General features: G+C 63.6%; 15 protein-coding genes and 1 pseudogene. 2 read left to right on the top strand and 14 right to left on the bottom strand.

The genetic code is table 11. The annotated features are described in order from the left end of the window. On the bottom strand, window positions 1-466 hold a 466-nt coding region (locus DVS29_RS35800; RefSeq protein WP_164708071.1), incomplete at its 3' end, for an ABC transporter permease subunit. A gap of 186 nt (window positions 467-652) precedes the next feature. Here DVS29_RS35800 and DVS29_RS35795 point away from each other — a divergent pair. Then, complete coding sequence (locus tag DVS29_RS35795; protein WP_118185924.1) at window positions 653-1,561, top strand: LysR substrate-binding domain-containing protein; 909 nt, start codon at window positions 653-655, stop codon at window positions 1,559-1,561. A 50-nt stretch (window positions 1,562-1,611) separates the two neighbouring features. On the opposite strand, the gene DVS29_RS35790 is transcribed toward DVS29_RS35795, so the two are convergent. The 11 genes from DVS29_RS35790 to DVS29_RS35735 form a co-directional block, all read right to left on the bottom strand. After that, on the bottom strand, window positions 1,612-2,565 hold the full coding sequence (locus tag DVS29_RS35790; RefSeq protein ID WP_118185922.1) for a LysR substrate-binding domain-containing protein: 954 nt from the start codon (window positions 2,563-2,565) through the stop codon (window positions 1,612-1,614). A 26-nt stretch (window positions 2,566-2,591) separates the two neighbouring features. Then, window positions 2,592-3,920 carry an MFS transporter gene (locus tag DVS29_RS35785; RefSeq protein ID WP_240655977.1) on the bottom strand — a complete coding sequence of 443 codons (1,329 nt, stop codon included), beginning with the start codon at window positions 3,918-3,920 and terminating at the stop codon, window positions 2,592-2,594. A gap of 33 nt (window positions 3,921-3,953) precedes the next feature. Further along, a complete protein-coding gene (locus DVS29_RS35780; RefSeq protein WP_164708070.1) occupies window positions 3,954-4,973 on the bottom strand; it encodes a porin in 1,020 nt (339 codons plus the stop codon). 459 nt (window positions 4,974-5,432) lie between these two features. Further along, on the bottom strand, window positions 5,433-6,974 hold the full coding sequence (locus DVS29_RS35775) for a tripartite tricarboxylate transporter permease (protein ID WP_118185918.1): 1,542 nt from the start codon (window positions 6,972-6,974) through the stop codon (window positions 5,433-5,435). 10 nt (window positions 6,975-6,984) lie between these two features. Beyond that, on the bottom strand, window positions 6,985-7,602 hold the full coding sequence (locus tag DVS29_RS35770; protein WP_118185916.1) for a tripartite tricarboxylate transporter TctB family protein: 618 nt from the start codon (window positions 7,600-7,602) through the stop codon (window positions 6,985-6,987). Between the two features lie 200 nt (window positions 7,603-7,802). Then, entirely contained in the window at window positions 7,803-8,183 is a 381-nt protein-coding gene (locus DVS29_RS35760; protein ID WP_118185911.1) for a VOC family protein, read from the bottom strand. Between the two features lie 45 nt (window positions 8,184-8,228). Then, window positions 8,229-9,224 carry a tripartite tricarboxylate transporter substrate binding protein gene (locus DVS29_RS35755; RefSeq protein ID WP_118185909.1) on the bottom strand — a complete coding sequence of 332 codons (996 nt, stop codon included), beginning with the start codon at window positions 9,222-9,224 and terminating at the stop codon, window positions 8,229-8,231. Window positions 9,225-9,297: 73 nt separating this feature from the next. Then, complete coding sequence (locus tag DVS29_RS35750) at window positions 9,298-10,254, bottom strand: substrate-binding domain-containing protein (protein WP_240655976.1); 957 nt, start codon at window positions 10,252-10,254, stop codon at window positions 9,298-9,300. 209 nt (window positions 10,255-10,463) lie between these two features. Then, window positions 10,464-11,201, bottom strand: coding sequence for a GntR family transcriptional regulator (locus DVS29_RS35745; RefSeq protein ID WP_118185905.1), 738 nt, complete (start codon window positions 11,199-11,201; stop codon window positions 10,464-10,466). Between the two features lie 80 nt (window positions 11,202-11,281). Then, window positions 11,282-12,427, bottom strand: a complete 1,146-nt coding sequence (locus DVS29_RS35740) for a porin (RefSeq protein ID WP_118185903.1) — start codon at window positions 12,425-12,427, stop codon at window positions 11,282-11,284. A gap of 69 nt (window positions 12,428-12,496) precedes the next feature. Beyond that, entirely contained in the window at window positions 12,497-13,483 is a 987-nt protein-coding gene (locus DVS29_RS35735; RefSeq protein WP_124800764.1) for a YncE family protein, read from the bottom strand. A gap of 375 nt (window positions 13,484-13,858) precedes the next feature. Here DVS29_RS35735 and DVS29_RS35730 point away from each other — a divergent pair, with 375 nt between their 5' ends. Continuing rightward, window positions 13,859-14,164, top strand: coding sequence for a DUF2934 domain-containing protein (locus DVS29_RS35730; protein WP_118185899.1), 306 nt, complete (start codon window positions 13,859-13,861; stop codon window positions 14,162-14,164). A gap of 43 nt (window positions 14,165-14,207) precedes the next feature. Here the strand turns inward: DVS29_RS35730 and DVS29_RS38425 are convergent, their stop codons facing one another. Then, window positions 14,208-14,342, bottom strand: coding sequence for a hypothetical protein (locus DVS29_RS38425; RefSeq protein ID WP_276314368.1), 135 nt, complete (start codon window positions 14,340-14,342; stop codon window positions 14,208-14,210). Window positions 14,343-14,626: 284 nt separating this feature from the next. After that, window positions 14,627-17,627, bottom strand: a pseudogene (locus DVS29_RS38400) (chemotaxis protein CheB); the annotation flags it as partial. Window positions 17,628-17,814 lie beyond the last annotated feature (187 nt).

The following is a 17,814-nucleotide window of genomic DNA, read 5'->3' as shown; positions in this document are numbered from 1 at the left end:
CGGGGATGCCCAGCGTCGGAAACACCAGCGCGAGGTTGAACCACAGCAGCAGCTGCAGGATCACCGGGGTGCCGCGAAAGAGCCACACGTAGCCTCCCGCGACGGTGCCCAGCACCGGGTTGCTCGACAGCCGCATGATCGCGGTGAGCACGCCCAGCGCGATGCCCAGCGCCATCGCGAGGATCGTCATCACGATGGTGTTGACGAGCCCGGTGAGGATCGAGCGCGCCGTCACGAAACGGCCCACGTAGCGCCACTCGATCTGGCCGTGAGCGAACGCGAGCACCACGTAGGCGAGCAGCGCGACGATCGCCGCCGATGCCGCATACCGGCCCCAGTAGCGCCGACGCACGTGCTCCAGATGTGAAATGCCGCCCTGCTCGTCCGGGGGACTTGCGACATCTGCATGGCTCTCCGGATGCAGACCGACAGGATGGTTCGTCAAAGCGACGCTATCTCGGGCCATGCCTTGCCTCCTCGAGGACGCGGTTGATCAGACAAAGCAACCGGATTTCAGGCCTGGATTGCTGCGCTGCGGATACATCCAGCGCATCGCGAGTGCCGCAATCCGTCTCGTTGAGAGGATTTAAAAGCGCCAATATCCGCCCGACAAACGGTAAAATCTCATGGTTGCCATGCGAGATTCGCATAAATGAAAATCGAGCGCTACCCGCCGTTCAACGTGCTTCAGACGTTGCTGGTCGTGTTCCGCTGCGGCAGCTTCACGGCCGCGGCGCAGCAGCTGTATCTGAGCCAGAGCGCGGTGAGCCGGCACGTGCAGCAGATCGAGGAGTATTTCGGCTGTTCGCTGTTCGTCCGGCACACGCGGATGGTGGTGCCGACCGCCGAGTGCCACAAGCTCGTTCCTATCGTCGAGGAATTGCTGGCGACTGCCCGCCGGTCCATGCACATCACGACCACCGGCGCTCAGACCATCACGTTGCGGGTCACGCCGACGTTCGCTTCGCGCTGGCTATTGCCACGCCTCTCCAGCTTCTACACCGACGTGCCGGGCGCACAGCTGAACATCGACACGGCCTGGTTCCTGCCGACCAACTTCGGCGAGGGCACGCTCGACGCCGCGATCCTGTTCGGTACGGGCAACTGGGAAGGACTGCAGGCGACGTGCCTTATGCGCGAGAAGCTGACGCCCATCTGCTCTCCACAAACCGCGAGCGGCATGCCGCCGCTCGTCGTGCCCGAGGACCTGAAGAATCACACGTTGCTTCATTCGAGCTTCGGGCGGCGTGGCTGGCTGCTCTGGCTTCAACAAGTCGGCAACCTCGAGAACCACAGTTACCGGGAGCAGGTATTCGACACGCTCGATCTCGCCTTTTCCGCCGCAGCGCGTGGTATGGGCGTCGCGCTGGGCGACCTTAATCTTGTGGAAGAGAACCTGTCGAACAGTTCACTGGTGACGCCCTTCGAGCAGGTGGTGGAGACCGGGGCCGGATATTACCTTGTGCATCCGCCGCGCAATGAATACCGGGAGAAGCTGAAGCCGCTTCTGGACTGGCTGTTGATCAGCGTCACCGAAAGCAGTCGGCAATCCGCATCCTGACACTTCGTGGCGACGGGCTTTGCGTCGTTCAGATCTTTACTCCGGCGCGCTCAATGCACTTCGACCGCCCGCGCGTTATCCGAGTACACCTCTTGCAGACAGCGCAGCAACAGCTTCGCGCTCGGCGCCAGAGACTTGTCGCCGCGCCAGAGCACGCCGAGTGGACGCGTCACGAGACTCAGATCCAGCGGCAGCACGTTGATCGGTTCGACGTCCAGGTACGGATAAAGCACGTCGCCCGTGTGCAACGCAATCGCATCGTTCATCTGGATGTACGCGCGAATCAGATGCGGCGACAAGGTTTCTATGTAGTTCGACGGCATCGGCAGACCATGCCGGGCGAACGTATTTTCGATCGGCTCGCGCAGCAGCGACCCTTGCGGCGGAAGCACCCACGGAAAATCCTTCAGGTCCGCCCATGCCACTTTCGACCTCCCGGCGAGCGGATGGCGAGGCCCCGTGACGAGCCGCGTCGGCGGCGCAATCAGCACCTGTTCCTGCAGACCGACGGTGTTCGACCTGCTGGGCAGCCGGCCGACGATCATGTCCAGATCGCCTCGCTGCAGTTCGTGCATCAACGGGCCCATCCGGTTTTCGCGAATCGCCACGTTGGTATGCGGCGCCTCTTCCTTGAGCAGCGTCAGCGCCTTCGGCATGATTGTCGACACCACAATCGGCGACGTGCCGACATTCACCTTGCCGGCGCTGCCGGTCTGCAGTGACCGGATTTCTTCGGTCGTCTGGTTGAGCGCGCTGAGCACGATCCGCGCGTGGCGAACCACGCTTTCGCCGTAAGCCGTCGGTCGAAGGCCGTTGGCGGTGCGCTCGAACAGCTTCACCCCCAACGCACGCTCGATTTCGGCGAGCGATTTCGACACCGCGGGCACCGTGATGTACGAGTTCGATGCGACCTGCCGCAGGTTGCGAAAATCGTAGATCGCAACCAGCAGCCGCAGATGCCGCATCTTGATGTTGACGTTCAGATACCAGTCGAGTTGTCCCATGCTATCTCCCGATAGTCCCGATCCGGTCAACGATCGGATCGCGCAGCCGGCGCGGTCCGCGACCCGGCGAAGCAGGCTGCGTCGTGGTCCCCGCTTGCTTCGGCTGACGTATCGTCGTTCAGGTCGGCGCCGGAACGCTCCGGCATGAGCAACGCCGCGAGGATCGCGGCAGCGAACGCCGAGATCGCACCGATGCCCATCGCACGTCCGAGCGGCATGACGGCGGACAGTATCCCGACCGTTGCCGGCACGATCGAGCCCAGCCCTCGCCCGCCCGTCACGCAAAAGCCGGATCCGTTGGCGCGGACCTGGGTCGCGAACAGCTCGGAAAACGCAGGCGTCAAGCCCGCGGCGAAACCGCTCTGCAGCGCGCCATGGCACAGGATCAGCAGCACGGTCGCCTTCAGCCCGGGCACGGCAAGCAGCAGGAGCGCCACCACCGCGGCCTCGCACGACGCCACCAGAATGAACGTGGCGCGGCGCCCTATCCTGTCGCTGACGTAGCCGCTGACGAATGGGCCAATCAGCGACCCCGTGATGCCGGCGACGAGGTACCCCGCCATGCCGGCCGTCGACAGATGCAAACCCAGCCGCAGATAGGTGGGCAGCCAGGCGCTCATGCCGAAACCCGCGCCGAAGACGCCGCTGGCCAGCAGCAGGCCGGGCAACGTGACGCGCAGATTCGCCGGCCGGAAAATCTGCCAGAACGGCTCGCGTCGCTCGCCTGCACGCTGAGCGCTGACTGCGTTTTCGAAGACCTTGCTTTCAGGAACGCTGCTTCGAATCAGCAGCACGAGAAACGCCGGCACCACGCCGATCGCGAACATGATCCGCCACCCGATCGACTCCGGCACACAATAAAAGACGACCGGCATCAACGCAGTGGACAATGCGTAGCCGACGGCGAAGCCGGATTGCACCGACGCCGCCACCCGGCCGCGCAGATAAGGCCGCACGACCTCGCTGATCAGGACGCCGCCGACTGCGGCCTCACCGCCATACCCCAGGCCCTGCAGCGCCCGCACGACGATCAACTGGTGAAAGCCGGAGGTCGCCGCTGCCAGCAACGTGAAGGCTGCCACCCACAGGATCGTCAGCTTCAACACGGCGACACGGCCATACCGGTCGGCGGCGATGCCCGCCATCCAGCCGCCGATCGCGTTGCCGATCAAACCCGCCGTCGCCAGCGCGCCGATTTCCGCTTTGGTGACGCCGAGGACGGCAATCAGGACAGGCGCCAGCAATGCGTACATCGTCGAATCGAGCGAATCCAGCGTATAGCCGCCGAAGCACGCCCAATAGGTCCGTCGCTCGACCCGGTTGAGGTCGGTGTACCAGCCGATTTTCATCTGCATTCCCGGGTTTCGTTACGTGAGATCGGGCGCATGTCAGAACATGTGATCGATGCCCACCGTGGCGCCGATCTGACGTTGTGCCTTCTGGGGATTGAGTGTCTTGTTGGTCACGTACGTGCCTCGATAGCGGGTGAAGTCCGTTTCCGCATAGACGAGCGTGCGCTTCGACAGCGAATAGGTCACGCTGACGATGCCGAGGTCGCGCTTCGCATCCGAGTTCGGCAGGCTGGTTTCATAGGCGCCGGCGCCGATGCGCGTAAAGGGCGTGATGTCCCAGGTCGCCCCACCCCAGTAATTCTCCGTGCGCACGGGCGCGGATCCCACCATGCCGTCCTGGTTCTCGTTCATGAAGCCGCCCGCGAGCCGCAGCGGTCCGAACACCATCAGCGTGCCGAGCGCGTAGTAGTCGTCCGGCACATAGTTCGTGCTGGTTCCCACCTGCGTGCGCTTGTGGATATACACGCCGCCGAGTTCGAGGAAGCCCTGCTTGTACTGCACGCCCGCGCTCCGCGCGGTGCCATCGTTCAGGTTCCCCGCTACGCCGCCGAACGAGTTCTCGAAGCTGACCTTGAACGGTCCGAAGCTGCCTTTGTACTTCAGGTCGTTGTTGAAGTGAATGCCATCCAGCGCGGGCGTCAGCGGAATGATCGACGGGTACTGAAGCCGGAACGGATCGAGGTCATAGACGATGTCGTGAGCCAGATTCCACTGCCGTCCCAACGTGACCTGTCCGTAGGGTCCCTTCAGGCCGACATAGGCCATGCGGTTGAAGATCGCGCCGTTGGTATTGTCCAGTGCGCCGGTCGACAGGTTGAAGCCGTTTTCCAGCTGGAAGATCGCCTTCCAGCCGCCGCCCAGATCCTCGTGGCCCGTGAAGCCAAGACGGTTGGACGAAAGCCAGCCGTTCGTGTTCGTGGAGATCAACGCGCCATGGCCGTTATTGGTGTAGCGGGCACCGCCATCGATAATGCCGTACAGCGTCACGGAAGATTGCGCGTGCGCTGCGCACGACACGAGGCCGAGCGCTACCGCGCCAGTCATTTTCGCTGACATATCGTCACTGTCTCTTTTATGATTTGATTTTATTAGTCCGCCGATATCGGGAGCGGCGAACGCGTCTCCATCCATTTCCAGTGTCAGTCTGTCGTTTCTCCTCGTTCGGACAACTACGGATAGGGCGCCGTGAATGAACAGGACCGGGCGCTTCCGGTTTCTGAAGCTTCGAATTTCGTTACGGCGATCCTCTCATCGGGACCGGATAACGTCCATTGAATAAAAACAGCTGTGCGTTAACGGTTCGGTAAAGTCCGGTCCGGCAACTGGACGGGAATCGGATCGACGATGCGGGGTCAGGGAAGGGTCTGGTGGTGTGCGTTCGCGTGAACGACTTCGGCGACAGGCTGACAAGCCCGACGAGCTTGACGCGAGTGAGGCGGGAGTGTGACGCGCGGGTTCGACCGTCAGGTCGAACCCGGCATGGTGGGTATCAGGGTAACGTTCGGCAGAGCCGGCTCAATGCGGCCCGTTCGCGAGCCGATGCTCCGCCAGCTGGTCTTCCGCCTGTTGCAGTGCCTTGGGCGGTTTGCGCCGGCTCCAGATCGACGCGATCACGCTGATCGCCGCGCACAGCAGCAGACCCGCCGAGATCGGGCTGCGCACGAACACCGTCGGATCGCCGTTCGAGATCGTCAGCGCCTGGCGGAACGACTGCTCGAGCGTGTGGCCGAGAATCAGGCCGAACAGCAGCGGCGCCTTCGGGATGTCGAGACGGCGAAACGCGTAGCCGAGCACGCCGAAACCGAGCGCGAGATACAGGTCGAAGGTATCGCTGTTGAACGAGAACACGCCGGTCGACGCGATCACGAGGATCAGGCACAGCAGCACGCCGGGCGGCACGTACAGGATGCGCGACAGAATGCCGACGAGCGGCAGGTTCAGCACCAGCAGCATGATGTTGCCGACGTACATGCTCGCAATCAGCCCCCAGACGAGATCCGGCTGCGTGTGGAACAGCATCGGTCCCGGCTGGATGCCGTACATCACGAACGCGCCCATGATCACGGCCGTCGCGCCCGAGCCTGGCACGCCAAGCGCAAGCAGATGCACGAAGGCGCCGCAGGTGTCCGCGTTGGTCGCGGCTTCCGGCGCGGCCACCCCTTCGATCGCGCCGTGCCCGAACTCTTCCGGATGCTTCGACAGCTTCTTTTCCAGCACGTATGAGAGCATCGCGGCGAGCGTGCCGCCGAGCCCCGGCGCCGCGCCGCACAGGAAGCCGACCGTCGAGCCGCGCAGAATGGCCGGCCGCGCACGCTTCCACTCGTTGCGCGTGAACCAGGTCCTGCCTTCCACGCGCACCGTATGCAGCGTGCCGCCCAACGTGCCTTCGACCATGCGGCTCACCTCGGAGATCGCGAACAGCCCCACCACCACCACGAGAAAATTGACGCGATCGAGCAGTTGTGTGAAGCCGAGCGTGAAGCGCGGCACGCCGCTTTGCAGATCGATGCCGACGGTCGCGAGTCCGAGGCCCATGAACACCGCCATCATGCCTTTCGCGAGCGAGTTGCCGGTCAGCGCGCTGACAGTGGACAGCGCGAAGCAGATCAGCGCGAAATACTCGGTGGGCCCGAAATGCAGCGCGACGGCTGCGAGCGGCGCCGCCACGAACGACAGCAGCGTCACGCCGATCATGCCCGCGATGAACGAGCTCACCGCGGCGATCGCCAGCGTCGCGGCAGCGCGCCCTTTGCGCGCGAGCGGGTAGCCGTCCAGCACGGTCATCACCGCGGCGGCGTCGCCCGGCGTGTTGAGCAGGATCGCGGTGACCGCGCCGCCATACATGCAGCCGTAGTAGATGCCGGTCAGCATCATCAGCGCGGACGTCGGGTCCATGCCGAACGTGACCGGAATCAGCAGCGCGATCCCCGCCGACGGGCCGATGCCCGGCAGATGGCTGATCATCGTGCCGATGAACACGCCGATCAGCGTGTACAACAGGTGCATCGGCGTCGCGGCAATCGCGAGTCCGTGAAGAATGCCTTGCAGACTATCCATTGCGACCGCCTCAGAATGGGAGGATGCCCCTCGGCATCGGAACGCCGAGCAACTGCGAAAACAGCAGATCGAAGACCACCGTCACGCCCAGCGCGATCGCGACATTCATCTTGATACGCTTGCGGTTGAAGTAGCTCAACAGACCCAGCAGAAACACCGATGTCGCGATCAGATAGCCGGCGCGGTCGAACGCGAAGTAATACGCGATCGTCCACAGCACCATGCCGATCAGCACGAGCGGTGAAGGCTTTGGCTGTTCTTGCGTTGGCGGTGCGCTGGTTTGGGGCGAGGAATGCGATGCGTCGATTCCACTGGACGCAGCGACGTTCAGCGTGGCAGCGTTCGCGTTCAGCGCCGTCCTGGGGTCCGCGTTCGCCGCAGGTGTAGCCGCTGCGGCAGGATGCGCAGCGCGCTCCGCGTCCGTCGCATGACGCGTTTTACTGTGTCGTTCGAACAGCAGCAGCAACGCCGACGAGATCAACCCGACGCCGACCAGCGCCGGAAACGCTTTGGGTCCGAGCGGATCGCTCAGGCGGACCTCCGGCAACCGCATGTCCATGTACAGATAGATGGCGGCGCCGACGATCACGACGATCGCAAGCCAGACGTCGCCTTTGACGCTTTTCATGTCTCCTCCAGTTCGACTCCGCCGGTGCGCGCGTGAATGCTGGCGCGACCTGCCGACGGTTCGTGAATCCGCGAGGTCTGCGCGCGCCGCGCAACGCAGCGTGCCGGATGGCACACGTCGTTGCAGCGGAGGCGCTTCCGGTACTGCGAGAGGGCTACGAGCGAAGGACGGTGCAGCGCCACGTCCATCGCCGCAACGGCTTATTTTTCGTTGTAACGGCCCGGCTTCACGACTTCGGCGATGGTACCGTCCGGCGCGCGGAATTTCAGCGCGCCCTCGCCTTTGGCCGACAGGATTTCGCCGCCGTACTGCTTGATCTTTTCGGCTGCCGTTTCCTGATCGTCAACCGTCACGCCCCAGTGATGCAGACGCGGGCCGGGACCGGCGAGCTGGGCTTCGTGCGATTCTTCACTGTCGTACTTCATCAACGTGAAGTCGATGTGGCCGTCCGTCATGTGGCGTGAAATATGTTGCCGGTTGCGGCCCGTCTTCACTTCCGTGAAACCGAACACTTCCGTATAAAAACGGGTGGCCGCCTCGAGGTCGTCGACTTTGACTGCGAGGTGAACGATGCGGGACATAGAGCTCTCCAGGTCAGTGGTACTGCGGGTTGAATGAAATGAACGTCATTTGGCAAGGCCGAGTTCGGCAAGCAGCGGCTTCAACCGCGCTTCCTCGCCTTGCAGGAACACTTTGGTCTGCGCACTGTTCTTGTAGTCCGCGGTCCAGAGGTTGCGCTTCACGGCGGCGGCCCATTCTGGCGACGACGTCGCTTTCTTCAGCACGTCGTCCCACCATGCAATCTCCGCGGGGGTCATGTCCTTCGGCCCGACCAGCACGCGCCAGGTGCTGAAGTCGACGTCGATGCCCTGTTCTTTCCAGGTGGGCACGTTCGCGAGCGCGCCCGGTTCGCGTTCCGCGCCCGGAATGCCGATCAGCTTTATACGGCCCGCCTCGCTCGGTCCTAGTACGACGCCCGCAGGCGTCGCGGCGGCCGTCACGTGGCCACCCATCAATGCGGTGACCGCTTCGCCGCCCGAATCGAAGAACACGATCTTCAGTTTCTTTGGGTCCTGTCCTGCCGCCTTGATCACGAGCGCCGCAGCATCGTGACTTTGACCGCCCGGCGAACTCGATACGCCGATCGTCACGTTCGACGGGTCCTTCTTCAGCGCCTGGATGAAATCGGCGCCATTCTTGATCGTCGAATTGCCCGGCACCGAAAACACCACCTGCTCGGTGACGAACAACGCGAGCGGCGTGACGTCGTTAAGACCGATGGTGGAAAGACCGCTGATCTGGTTCGTGATCAGCGGCAACGCCTGCACGGTCACGTAGTGGCCATCGCCCGGGTGCGTGTTGATGTACGCGATGCCGACGGTGCCGCTGCCGCCTGGACGGTTCAGCACTGTCACCGGCCGGTTCGACAGCTTCTCCTGGGTAATCACGCTCTGCAGCGTTCGGCCGACCAGATCGAGCCCGCCGCCGGGTGCGCTCGGCACGACGATCTCGATCGGTCGGTGCGGCTGCCACGTATCCGCCGCGCGGCTCACGAGCGGCTGCGTTGCCAGCAGCGCCGCGCAGACGCCGCAGATCGTGGTTAAAGCTCGTCTCCTTCTCATTACATCGTCTCCTGTATTGCGGGTTTTTTGTGTTTCGACTGCTGCCGCTGCTCTGTCGTTGTCTGCCGCGAAGCTAGAAGCGGAAGCGGTCGAACGTACTGCGTGCAAACAGCTGGTCGAGCGGTACCTCGCGCTCGATCAGGCCATCGGTCTTCGCGTAGCGCTGCAACGTGTCGAGATCCGCGCGGTTTTCGGCCATACCGTAGCGCCAGAAATCGTTACCCATCAGTGCGCGCACGCGTTCGAGTTCCGCGACGAACCACGGGTGCATGACGCGCAAGGTATCCAGCGCGCCGAGATCGCCGAGCGCGAGGTCGCGCGACTTGCAGAACGCGGCGTAGACGTTGACCGGCAGCCACGGATGCTGCTCGACGAGCGCGCGACGAATGCCCACCACATGCATCGGCGGAAACAGGTTCGTCTTCGCGAACCATGCTTCCTCGGCCGCGCGATAGTCGGGAAAGAGCCGGCGCACGTGAGGATTACGACCGAAGCACGACGGCGGTCTCGGCGCGATCACCGCATCGATCTCGCCCGCGTCGAGCAGTTTCGCAAGCGTCTGATCCGGCGCGATCGACTCGATCGTGATGTCGTCCGGCAGGCTGTACGGCACGCGAGGTTCGCGTTCGGCCTGCTCCAGTCCGCCGACCCGCCACTGCACGTCGCGACTGCCGACTCCGTACTCGTCGTCGAGGATGCCGCGCACCCAGATCCCGGCCGTCTGCTGGAAATCGGGCACGCCGATGCGGCGGCCCACGAGCGCATGCGGCGAATCGATCCCGCGATCGGCACGCACGTAAATCGCCGAATGACGGAACGAACGCGACAGAAACACCGGCACGCCGATATAGCGGCTCTGGTCACGCGCCGTGGTCAGCAGATGGGTCCCGAGGGACAGCTCAGAGATGTCGAATTCCTCGTGACGAAACGCGCGTTGAAAGAGCTCCTCCGCAGGGCCACTGACGCAATGCGTTTTGCAACCTTCGATTGCGACCTTGCCGTCAAACAGCAAACGGGTCCGGTCGGTCATCTGGCAAGCCAGCGATAGTTCGAGCATAAGAGTAAGTTGCCGTAGACTGATAGGGAAATCCAGGCACAGTGCTGGACAATCGACCCTTCTTTATATGCAGTACAAATTAATTCATTTGCAGTACAAACCAATTTACCGAAAGCCAGACATAGAACGAACGCATGCAGCCTGCTGGAAGCGAATCGGCCCTTACGGGCCGACGCAGCGCGTTACGCGATCTTGTCCTGGGCCTCCTCGCGATCCGCATCGGCGCCCGCCTTCGCCATTTCGTCGAGTGCGGAGAGCATGCGTTCCTTACCCTTCGATACGTGGCTGAAGCTCGTTTCGTAGCCCAGGTCCGCGTTCTTCAACTTCAACGCGTTGACGATCTCGCGATGCTCCTCGTTCGACTGCAGCAGCGCGCCGCGCTGAACCAGCCCATGCACGCGGAACAGGTGAAACTCCTTGACGAAGCCTCGATAAAGCTTCGTCAACCGCGAATTGCCGGTGGAGCGCACGATGTAATCGTGAAACTCCAGATTCAGCTGATCGAACTGCGAAAAGTCGCCCTGCTCCGCCGCCCCCTGCATCTGCTCGACGTAGCCATCCAGCTTGTCCGCCATCTCTTTCGTGAGAACGGGTGCGAGCAGCGACGCGGCCAGCGCGGTCAGCCCCGCGCGCAGATCGTAGACTTCGATCGCGTCGTCCCGCGTCACGCGCTGGATGAACACGCCGCGTTGCGGAATCAGATAGACGAGACCGAGTTCAGCAAGCGCGCGGCACGCTTCACGCACGGGACCACGACTGACGGCCAGTTTGTCCGCGACCGCCTTCTCGTTCAGGCGTTGCCCCGGCTTCAGCTCGCCGCTCAGAATCATGCGTTCGATTTCGTGCTGAACGACGCCGGTCAAGGTATTGGCCCGGAAATCGGCGAGTGAGACGGAGTTTGGGTTGTGATCGGTTTCCATGGAGCAGAGTCTAAAATTCCAGATGCAAAATGTCAACACTTTACTTTTTACCGCCAGCCCTGCTCAATGCGATCACCCGATCAGAACTTCGTCGTGACGCCAAACATCAGCGCCACCTGATTCGGTGTGCCCGACGCCGATTCGAGATCGCCGACCGCTCCGCCGGCAGGCACGACGTGAACGCCATCCGCGCTGAACGTGGTGCCGTGCGCGTGTGAGTAGCCGCCGATCGCATACACCGTCGTGCGCTTCGAAAAGAAGTACTCCAGCCCTGCCGCGACGTTGTTATAGGTCGCGGATGATCCGCCGGACGATCGCGTATACGTATACCCGACGTTCAGCGCGACGGCCGGCGTCATCTGGTAGCTCAGCGAAGCGGCGCCGGTATTGAACGTCTCCGTCTGGTTGAGTGCGGCGAAGGTGACGTACGGCTTCCATTGCGCGTTGCTGTACCGCACATTCGCGGTGAGCTTGTTCCACACATATTGGGCCGCGACGTGCGTGATCAGTCTCGATCCCACGAAGGGCACGCTGCCATAGAGTGGGGTGACCGAACTGTTCTGTGTCTGATCGGCCGTGCCGACGCCGCCCGCGCCGTCGTTCTTCGCGAACACGTAGCCCGCCGCCATGCTGAAGTCGCCCTGAGCGTACGCAACCGCGGCGGACGAAGAACCCTGCGACGAGACATCGCCCGCTACGCCGCCCAGCCCGTACATCAATTCGAACTGCAGCCCGTGATAGGTCGGGCTCGCATACTTGACCGCGTTCTGCAGCCGGAACGTGTTGTCGTTGTTATCGGCATCGCCGGGTGTCGAAAACGCGGGGCCGTAACCGTCCGCTGTGAGCGGCTGAACCAGATCGACCGTCGTATCCAGCTGACGGCCCATCATGACCTTGCCCCACGTCTCGCTCCCCAGCCCGACCCACGCGTTCTTGCCGAACAGACGTCCGCCCTGGCTCGACTTGCCAGTATCGATGTTGAATCCGCTCTCGAGGTTGAAAATGGCCTTGATGCCGTTGCCCAGATCTTCCGATCCCTTGAGCCCCCACTGATTCGCGGTCAGATCGGCGCCCTGCAGCTCGACGAGCGACTGTTTGCCGACATTGTTGTAGTAGGCGATCGCGTTGTCCACTTCACCATAAAGCGTCACGCTGCTTTGCGCGTGAGCGCCCGAGGCAACCGCCAGTGTTCCCGCCGCCACGACCGATAGTGTGCGTCTGCTCATCGATATCTCCAGTTTATATAGTTATACTGATTGATGAATTCACTTGATTAAACCGACTGAAAACACCGCTCACACAGGCTCGAACACCTCCACCTTGTTGCTGGTGTCGAGATAGACGAAGATGCGATGCGTGCTCGGGTCCACCGTCAGCGTGTGCGAGTCTTTTTCGGTTTTCAGATGATCGACCACCTGCTTCGTATCGAGATCGATCACTTCGGCGCTGCCGCTCTTGTCGCCGAGAAAGAGCCGGCGCGACGCAACATCCACCGCGATCTCATCGATATTGCCGCCGTCGAAAGGAATGGTGGCGGCGAGCGTGCCCGTCGGGTCCACCAGCAACACCTTCCCATCGCGGCTGCCCACGATCAGATGCTTGCCCTGGCTGTCATACACCATCGGCTTGGCGGCCTTCTTCAGCTTGAAGTCCCACACGTCAACCACCTTCCCGGAATTCGGATCGATCACGTCGACCACGTTGTCGACCGGCTGGTAGATCCGGTCCAGACCCGCGACGTACAGGTTCACGTCCGGTCCATCCTTGGCGGGATTCGGACGCAGTTCGATGCTGCCGATGCGTTTGAACGGCGGCTCGCCCTCGAATACCGTTTCCGTGTTGCTGTCGTCGTTCGCGACATACACGTGGCCGCTCTGCGTATCGACCGTCACGCCGTCGGATTTCTTGCCGCCCGTGTCGACGCTCGCCACCTGCTTCAGCGTGTGCTTGTCCACGACAACCAGCTTGTTGGCGGTCGCATCGGCCACAAACGCGTATTTGTCGCTGATGGCAATGCCGTTGCCGTCTTCGATGCCGCCGATCACGCCTTTGACAGCGAGCTTGTCCGCGTCGATCACCACGACGTTGTGGTCGGGTGACTGCACGACCCACGCAGTATGCGTCTGCGGGTCGAACGTGACCCAGTCGCCGTGCCCGCCCTTCCCCGGCAGATCGATCGATTTGACGAGCCGGTAAGCCGATTGCGCGTTCGCAGCGGTAACGCCGGTCAGCCCGACCGTTCCTGCGATGACGAGAACTGCGAGCCTGCACATACGATGCATGATGTCTCCTGTCGTTGATCTGCTTTCGTTGTCGAATGGCTGCACGGCGTTGTCAATATTCAAGGATCCCTACAATCAGTATTCCTATTTGTATTACGCAAGCCGCTACCCCCGCCCGGACGGCGCTACGCCGTGGACGTCCAATTGCATTGCCTCGCACTGCCACGCTGGAATCAGGTCACGCAAACACGCATTCGGCGTTCAGGCCAGCATCCAGGATTCGATGGAACGCAGTCTAGGTTGTCGAATGATAAATGTCAACATTTTTCTTTTGACCGGACAAATCCGTACGGAACCCGCGTGTGGCCCCCTGTGCCAGGCACCGCGCATGCTCCACCTGAAGACGCACTCACCCTTCACACGGAGACAGACAACATGGTCGACGGCAACCCGCAACCAATCGAGGAACGGATCCGCCAGCGCGAGGAACGGATCCGCCAGCGCGCCTACCGGCTGTGGCAGGACGCCGGCGCGTCCGAGGGCCACGCGGACGACTACTGGCATCAGGCCGTCAGGCAGATCGCGGCCGAAGGCGACGACACGCCGGTCAACGGCGCTGTGCCGCAGCCGACGGTCGAGCAGTCGGACAAGCAGCGGATGGAGACGCCGGTACCTGAACAGTCCGCCACCGGCGAAAGCGCCACCAATTCAGCACCGCGCGCGAAACGCCGGCGCGGCTAAGCGAAGCCTCGGCGAGGCCGAAAAGGCAAAGCGGAAGAGCAAATCAGCCCTTCGGCACCAACCCGCCGAGCAGATACAGCAGCGCGGCGATGTCGATCGGCCGCGTGATCTGCACGTCGAATCCGGCCTCGGCGGCATCTCGCTGATCCGCCTCGCGGCTGCTGTCGAGCATCGCCACGGTCTTCACGTGCGCGAATGCCGGGTTGGCCTTGACCCTTCGCACAATCGCATAGCCTTCCCCGCCCGACATCGGCGCTTCGCACAGCAGCGCGTCCGCCGGATGCCGGGCGAGCAGATCAGCGCGGTGTCGGCGTTCGACGCGACCTGCACGTCCGCGTGCTCCAGCCGCAACAGCGACGCGATCGACGACGCCGTCTCCTCGTCCTCGCACACGACGAGCATCCGCACTCCCGCGACCGACTGCGCGGCTGCGGTCAGCACGCCGCCCGTGTCGCGCGCGGCGAGCGCCGGTAGACGGACCGACAGCGTGGCGCCGCTGCCCGCGCCGGCCGAGGCCGCCGTCACGTCGCCGCCCTGCAGCTCCCCGAGCTGTTTCGCGAGCCCGATGCCGAGCCCGTCGTTCGCGCGGTCGCGGCGGCGGCGCCGGAACATGTCGAACACGTGCGGCAGTTCCGCCGCGTCGATCCCCTGCCCGTCGTCGGCCACCTCGATGTGCAGCGCGTGGTCGTCGCGTGCGAGGCGCAGTTCGATGCGTCCGCCGTCGTCGGTGAACTTGAGCGCGTTGGCGACGAGATTCCACAGGATCTGCTCGCTGCGCACCGGATCGGCCAGCGTCATCGCCGGCTGCTGCGTACCCGACACCGACAGCGAGATGCCGCGCGCGTTCGCGTCGACCGCGGCGGCCGCCGCGATGTCCGACAGCATGGCGGCGAGATCGACCGGCTGCAGGTCGAGCACGAGCTTGTCCGCGGCCACGCGCGACAGCTCGAGCAGATCGTCGATGGTCTGCGCCTGGCTGCCCACGGCCTGGCGGATCGAGCTCGCAGCCGCGTGCACCGCTTCGATACCGCGCGTTTCCGGCAGCCGCGGCGGCATCTCGGCCTTGATCCCGATCAGGTTCAGCGGCCGTTTGAGTTCCTGCGACAGCACTGCGATGAATTCGTCCGTCAGCGGTTTGCCCGTGGTCTGCAGCGCGGACTCCTGAGGCACGTGCGCACCCGACGGATCGCGCGCGCTTTCCTGCAGCTTGCGCACCGTCAAGTCGCGGACGATCTTCGCGAAGCCGCGGAACGATGCATCGACGATCTGCGTGACCACCCCGCTGCAATAGATCCGCCGATGGTCCTTCGTCACGTACCAGCGTTCGTCGTCCACATGCCCTTCGGCGGCAGCGAGCTCGCGCTCGCGTGGCGGCAGCGCCGCTTCTCGATCGGCCGCTTCGTAGATGAGCGCGATGTCCCGGCCGATCACCTCGGCTTCCGCATAGCCGAAGATGCGTTCGGCGCCGGCATTCCAGCTGACGATACGCCCATCCGGCTCCGCGACGACGATCGCGAACTCGCTGGTGGCCTGCGCGGCGAGGCGCAGCCGCTGCTCGCCAGTCCGCGCCTGCTCTTCGGCCTGATGCCGCGCGGTCACGTCGATCAGCGTCAGCACGGCGCCATCGATCCGGTCGTCCGCAGTGCGGTACGGCAACAGGCGCATCAGATACCAGTGGCCGTCGGCGCTCTCTACTTTGCGCTCGATCAGCTTCAGCGACTCGAACGCCTCCTTCACGTCCTCCGCGAGCGTCGGGCGCTTCAGCGCACGTGTGATGTCGAACAGCGACCGGCCGACGTCCTTCTCGATCAGGTTGAAGATGCGCGTCGCGCTCGGCGTGAAGCGCTTCACCTGGATCCTCTTGTCGACGAACACCGTCGCGATCTCGGTTGAGACGATGATGTTCTGCAGGTCGTCGTTGGCCTTCGCGGTGTCTTCGACGCGCGCCTGCAGTTCGGCGTTGACCGTGCTGAGCTCTTCGTTGACGGACTGCAGCTCTTCCTTGCTGCTTTCCAGTTCTTCGGTGGCCGAGCGCAGCTCTTCGTTGATCGCCTGCAGCTCTTCGTTCGACGCCTTCAGCTCTTCCATCGACGTCTCGTACTGCTCGATCGTCGTCGACAGCTGTTCGCGGCTATGCTGCAGCTCCCGTTCGAGCTGCACGAGCACCGGGTCCTGGCCGCGCATGCCGGGTTCGCCTTCGTCGGCCATGCGCTCCTGCACCTCGTCGAACAGCACGAGGAATAAGTCCGCCTTGATCCCGAGGTCGTGAAAAGGCCGCACCGTCATGTTGATCCACGATGTGCGCTCGTCGCGCACCAGCTTCACGCGGCGCGCCTCGACGCTCGCGCCGGTCTGCTGCGCGCGGAACAACGTGGTGCGCAGATCGAGACCAAGCTCGGGGCAGCACGACCGCCATCATGTTGGTGGACGGCTCGCCGCCCGCATGACGCAGAAAGCGCCCCGCGGTGTCGGACAGATGCACGATCGTCGAATTGCGATCGACGATCACGCTCGGCGGCGCGTACTCCTCGAGCACCCGCTGATGGAGCGCGGAAAACGAGAAGCTGCGGCGCTCGGGCAAATGCTGCGCCGCCGCGGCCAAGCTGACGGCGCCCGCCGCCTCTTCGAACGCGCCCGGCACCGGCGGAGTCAGCGACGGAAAACCGACCGCCGGCTTCGCGCGGTTGACGATGGTCCGCGAGCGATCCGTCCATCGCCGGCAGCCGGATCTGCTTCGCGTTGCGCCACGGTCCATCAGCCGCCGCGGGATCTCGGCCACCGGCAGCACGATGTCCACGTGGCCCGTCGCGATTGCGTTCTGCGGCATCTCCTGGTATTCGGCGTCGTTCGGCTCCTGCGCGATCGTGATGCCGCCGCTCTCCTTCACGCGGCTCAAGGCCGCCGCGCCGTCCGAGCCGGTGCCCGACATCACGATGCCGATCGCATGCGTGGAATGCGAATCCGCGAGCGTCTGGAAGAACTGGTCGACGGTGACGATCGCGCCGCCCTGCATCTTGCGCTCGTTCACGCGCAGCGTGCCGTCGAACGTCTGCAGCTGCTTGCCAGGCGCGATCACGTACACGTGGTTCTTTTCGATGGGCGCGGTGTCGGTCATCTGCAGCACCGGCATGCCGGTGTGGCGCTGCAGGATCTGGCCGGCGGTGCTCGCGTGCTCCGCGGACAGATGCAGAATCACGACGAACGCCATGTCCATCGTGTTCGGCGCGCTTTCGAAAAAGCTGATCAGGGCCTGCAGGCCGCCCGCCGATGCTCCGATGCCGACCACCGGAAACTGCAACGTGCGCGGGCCAGCGGCGGACGTCGGATCGTGGGGCGTGGAGGGAGGTGCGCTGGTTGCCACGGAAGGCTGCTCCTCGTGAAGGTCCGGCTCGCTCGTTTGACGGATGCGCAGCCGGCGCGCGGCGGGCGCGTGCACTCGACGCGCCCGTGGCTCGCTCGCCATACGGGGCGCCGGGTGAGCAATCAGGGGAACGCGCAGGCCGTCCGACAGAAAGCGCTGCAACGCGAACCGGCGTCAATTTCATTCGGTTCGGCCGCAGGGCAATCGCATTAGGACGCCCGCCGCATGCCGAGTACATCTCGGCGGAAATCATCGTCCCACGCGGCCTGCTTGAGCTTGGCCCGTACCG

This window comes from Paraburkholderia phosphatilytica (assembly GCF_003443895.1).
Lineage (GTDB): Bacteria > Pseudomonadota > Gammaproteobacteria > Burkholderiales > Burkholderiaceae > Paraburkholderia > Paraburkholderia phosphatilytica.
Note: the sequence above shows the minus strand (reverse complement) of the source record. Positions and strands in the feature narration are given on the sequence as shown.

What these genes read in the sequence shown, in the direction of transcription:
- DVS29_RS35795 (WP_118185924.1), top strand. Translation starts at nt 653, where the DNA reads ATGAAAATCGAGCGCTACCCGCCGTTCAACGTGCTTCAGACGTTGCTG.
- DVS29_RS35790 (WP_118185922.1), bottom strand. Translation starts at nt 2,565, where the DNA reads ATGGGACAACTCGACTGGTATCTGAACGTCAACATCAAGATGCGGCAT.
- DVS29_RS35785 (WP_240655977.1), bottom strand. Translation starts at nt 3,920, where the DNA reads ATGCAGATGAAAATCGGCTGGTACACCGACCTCAACCGGGTCGAGCGA.
- DVS29_RS35780 (WP_164708070.1), bottom strand. Translation starts at nt 4,973, where the DNA reads ATGTCAGCGAAAATGACTGGCGCGGTAGCGCTCGGCCTCGTGTCGTGC.
- DVS29_RS35775 (WP_118185918.1), bottom strand. Translation starts at nt 6,974, where the DNA reads ATGGATAGTCTGCAAGGCATTCTTCACGGACTCGCGATTGCCGCGACG.
- DVS29_RS35770 (WP_118185916.1), bottom strand. Translation starts at nt 7,602, where the DNA reads ATGAAAAGCGTCAAAGGCGACGTCTGGCTTGCGATCGTCGTGATCGTC.
- DVS29_RS35760 (WP_118185911.1), bottom strand. Translation starts at nt 8,183, where the DNA reads ATGTCCCGCATCGTTCACCTCGCAGTCAAAGTCGACGACCTCGAGGCG.
- DVS29_RS35755 (WP_118185909.1), bottom strand. Translation starts at nt 9,224, where the DNA reads ATGAGAAGGAGACGAGCTTTAACCACGATCTGCGGCGTCTGCGCGGCG.
- DVS29_RS35750 (WP_240655976.1), bottom strand. Translation starts at nt 10,254, where the DNA reads ATGACCGACCGGACCCGTTTGCTGTTTGACGGCAAGGTCGCAATCGAA.
- DVS29_RS35745 (WP_118185905.1), bottom strand. Translation starts at nt 11,201, where the DNA reads ATGGAAACCGATCACAACCCAAACTCCGTCTCACTCGCCGATTTCCGG.
- DVS29_RS35740 (WP_118185903.1), bottom strand. Translation starts at nt 12,427, where the DNA reads ATGAGCAGACGCACACTATCGGTCGTGGCGGCGGGAACACTGGCGGTT.
- DVS29_RS35735 (WP_124800764.1), bottom strand. Translation starts at nt 13,483, where the DNA reads ATGCATCGTATGTGCAGGCTCGCAGTTCTCGTCATCGCAGGAACGGTC.
- DVS29_RS35730 (WP_118185899.1), top strand. Translation starts at nt 13,859, where the DNA reads ATGGTCGACGGCAACCCGCAACCAATCGAGGAACGGATCCGCCAGCGC.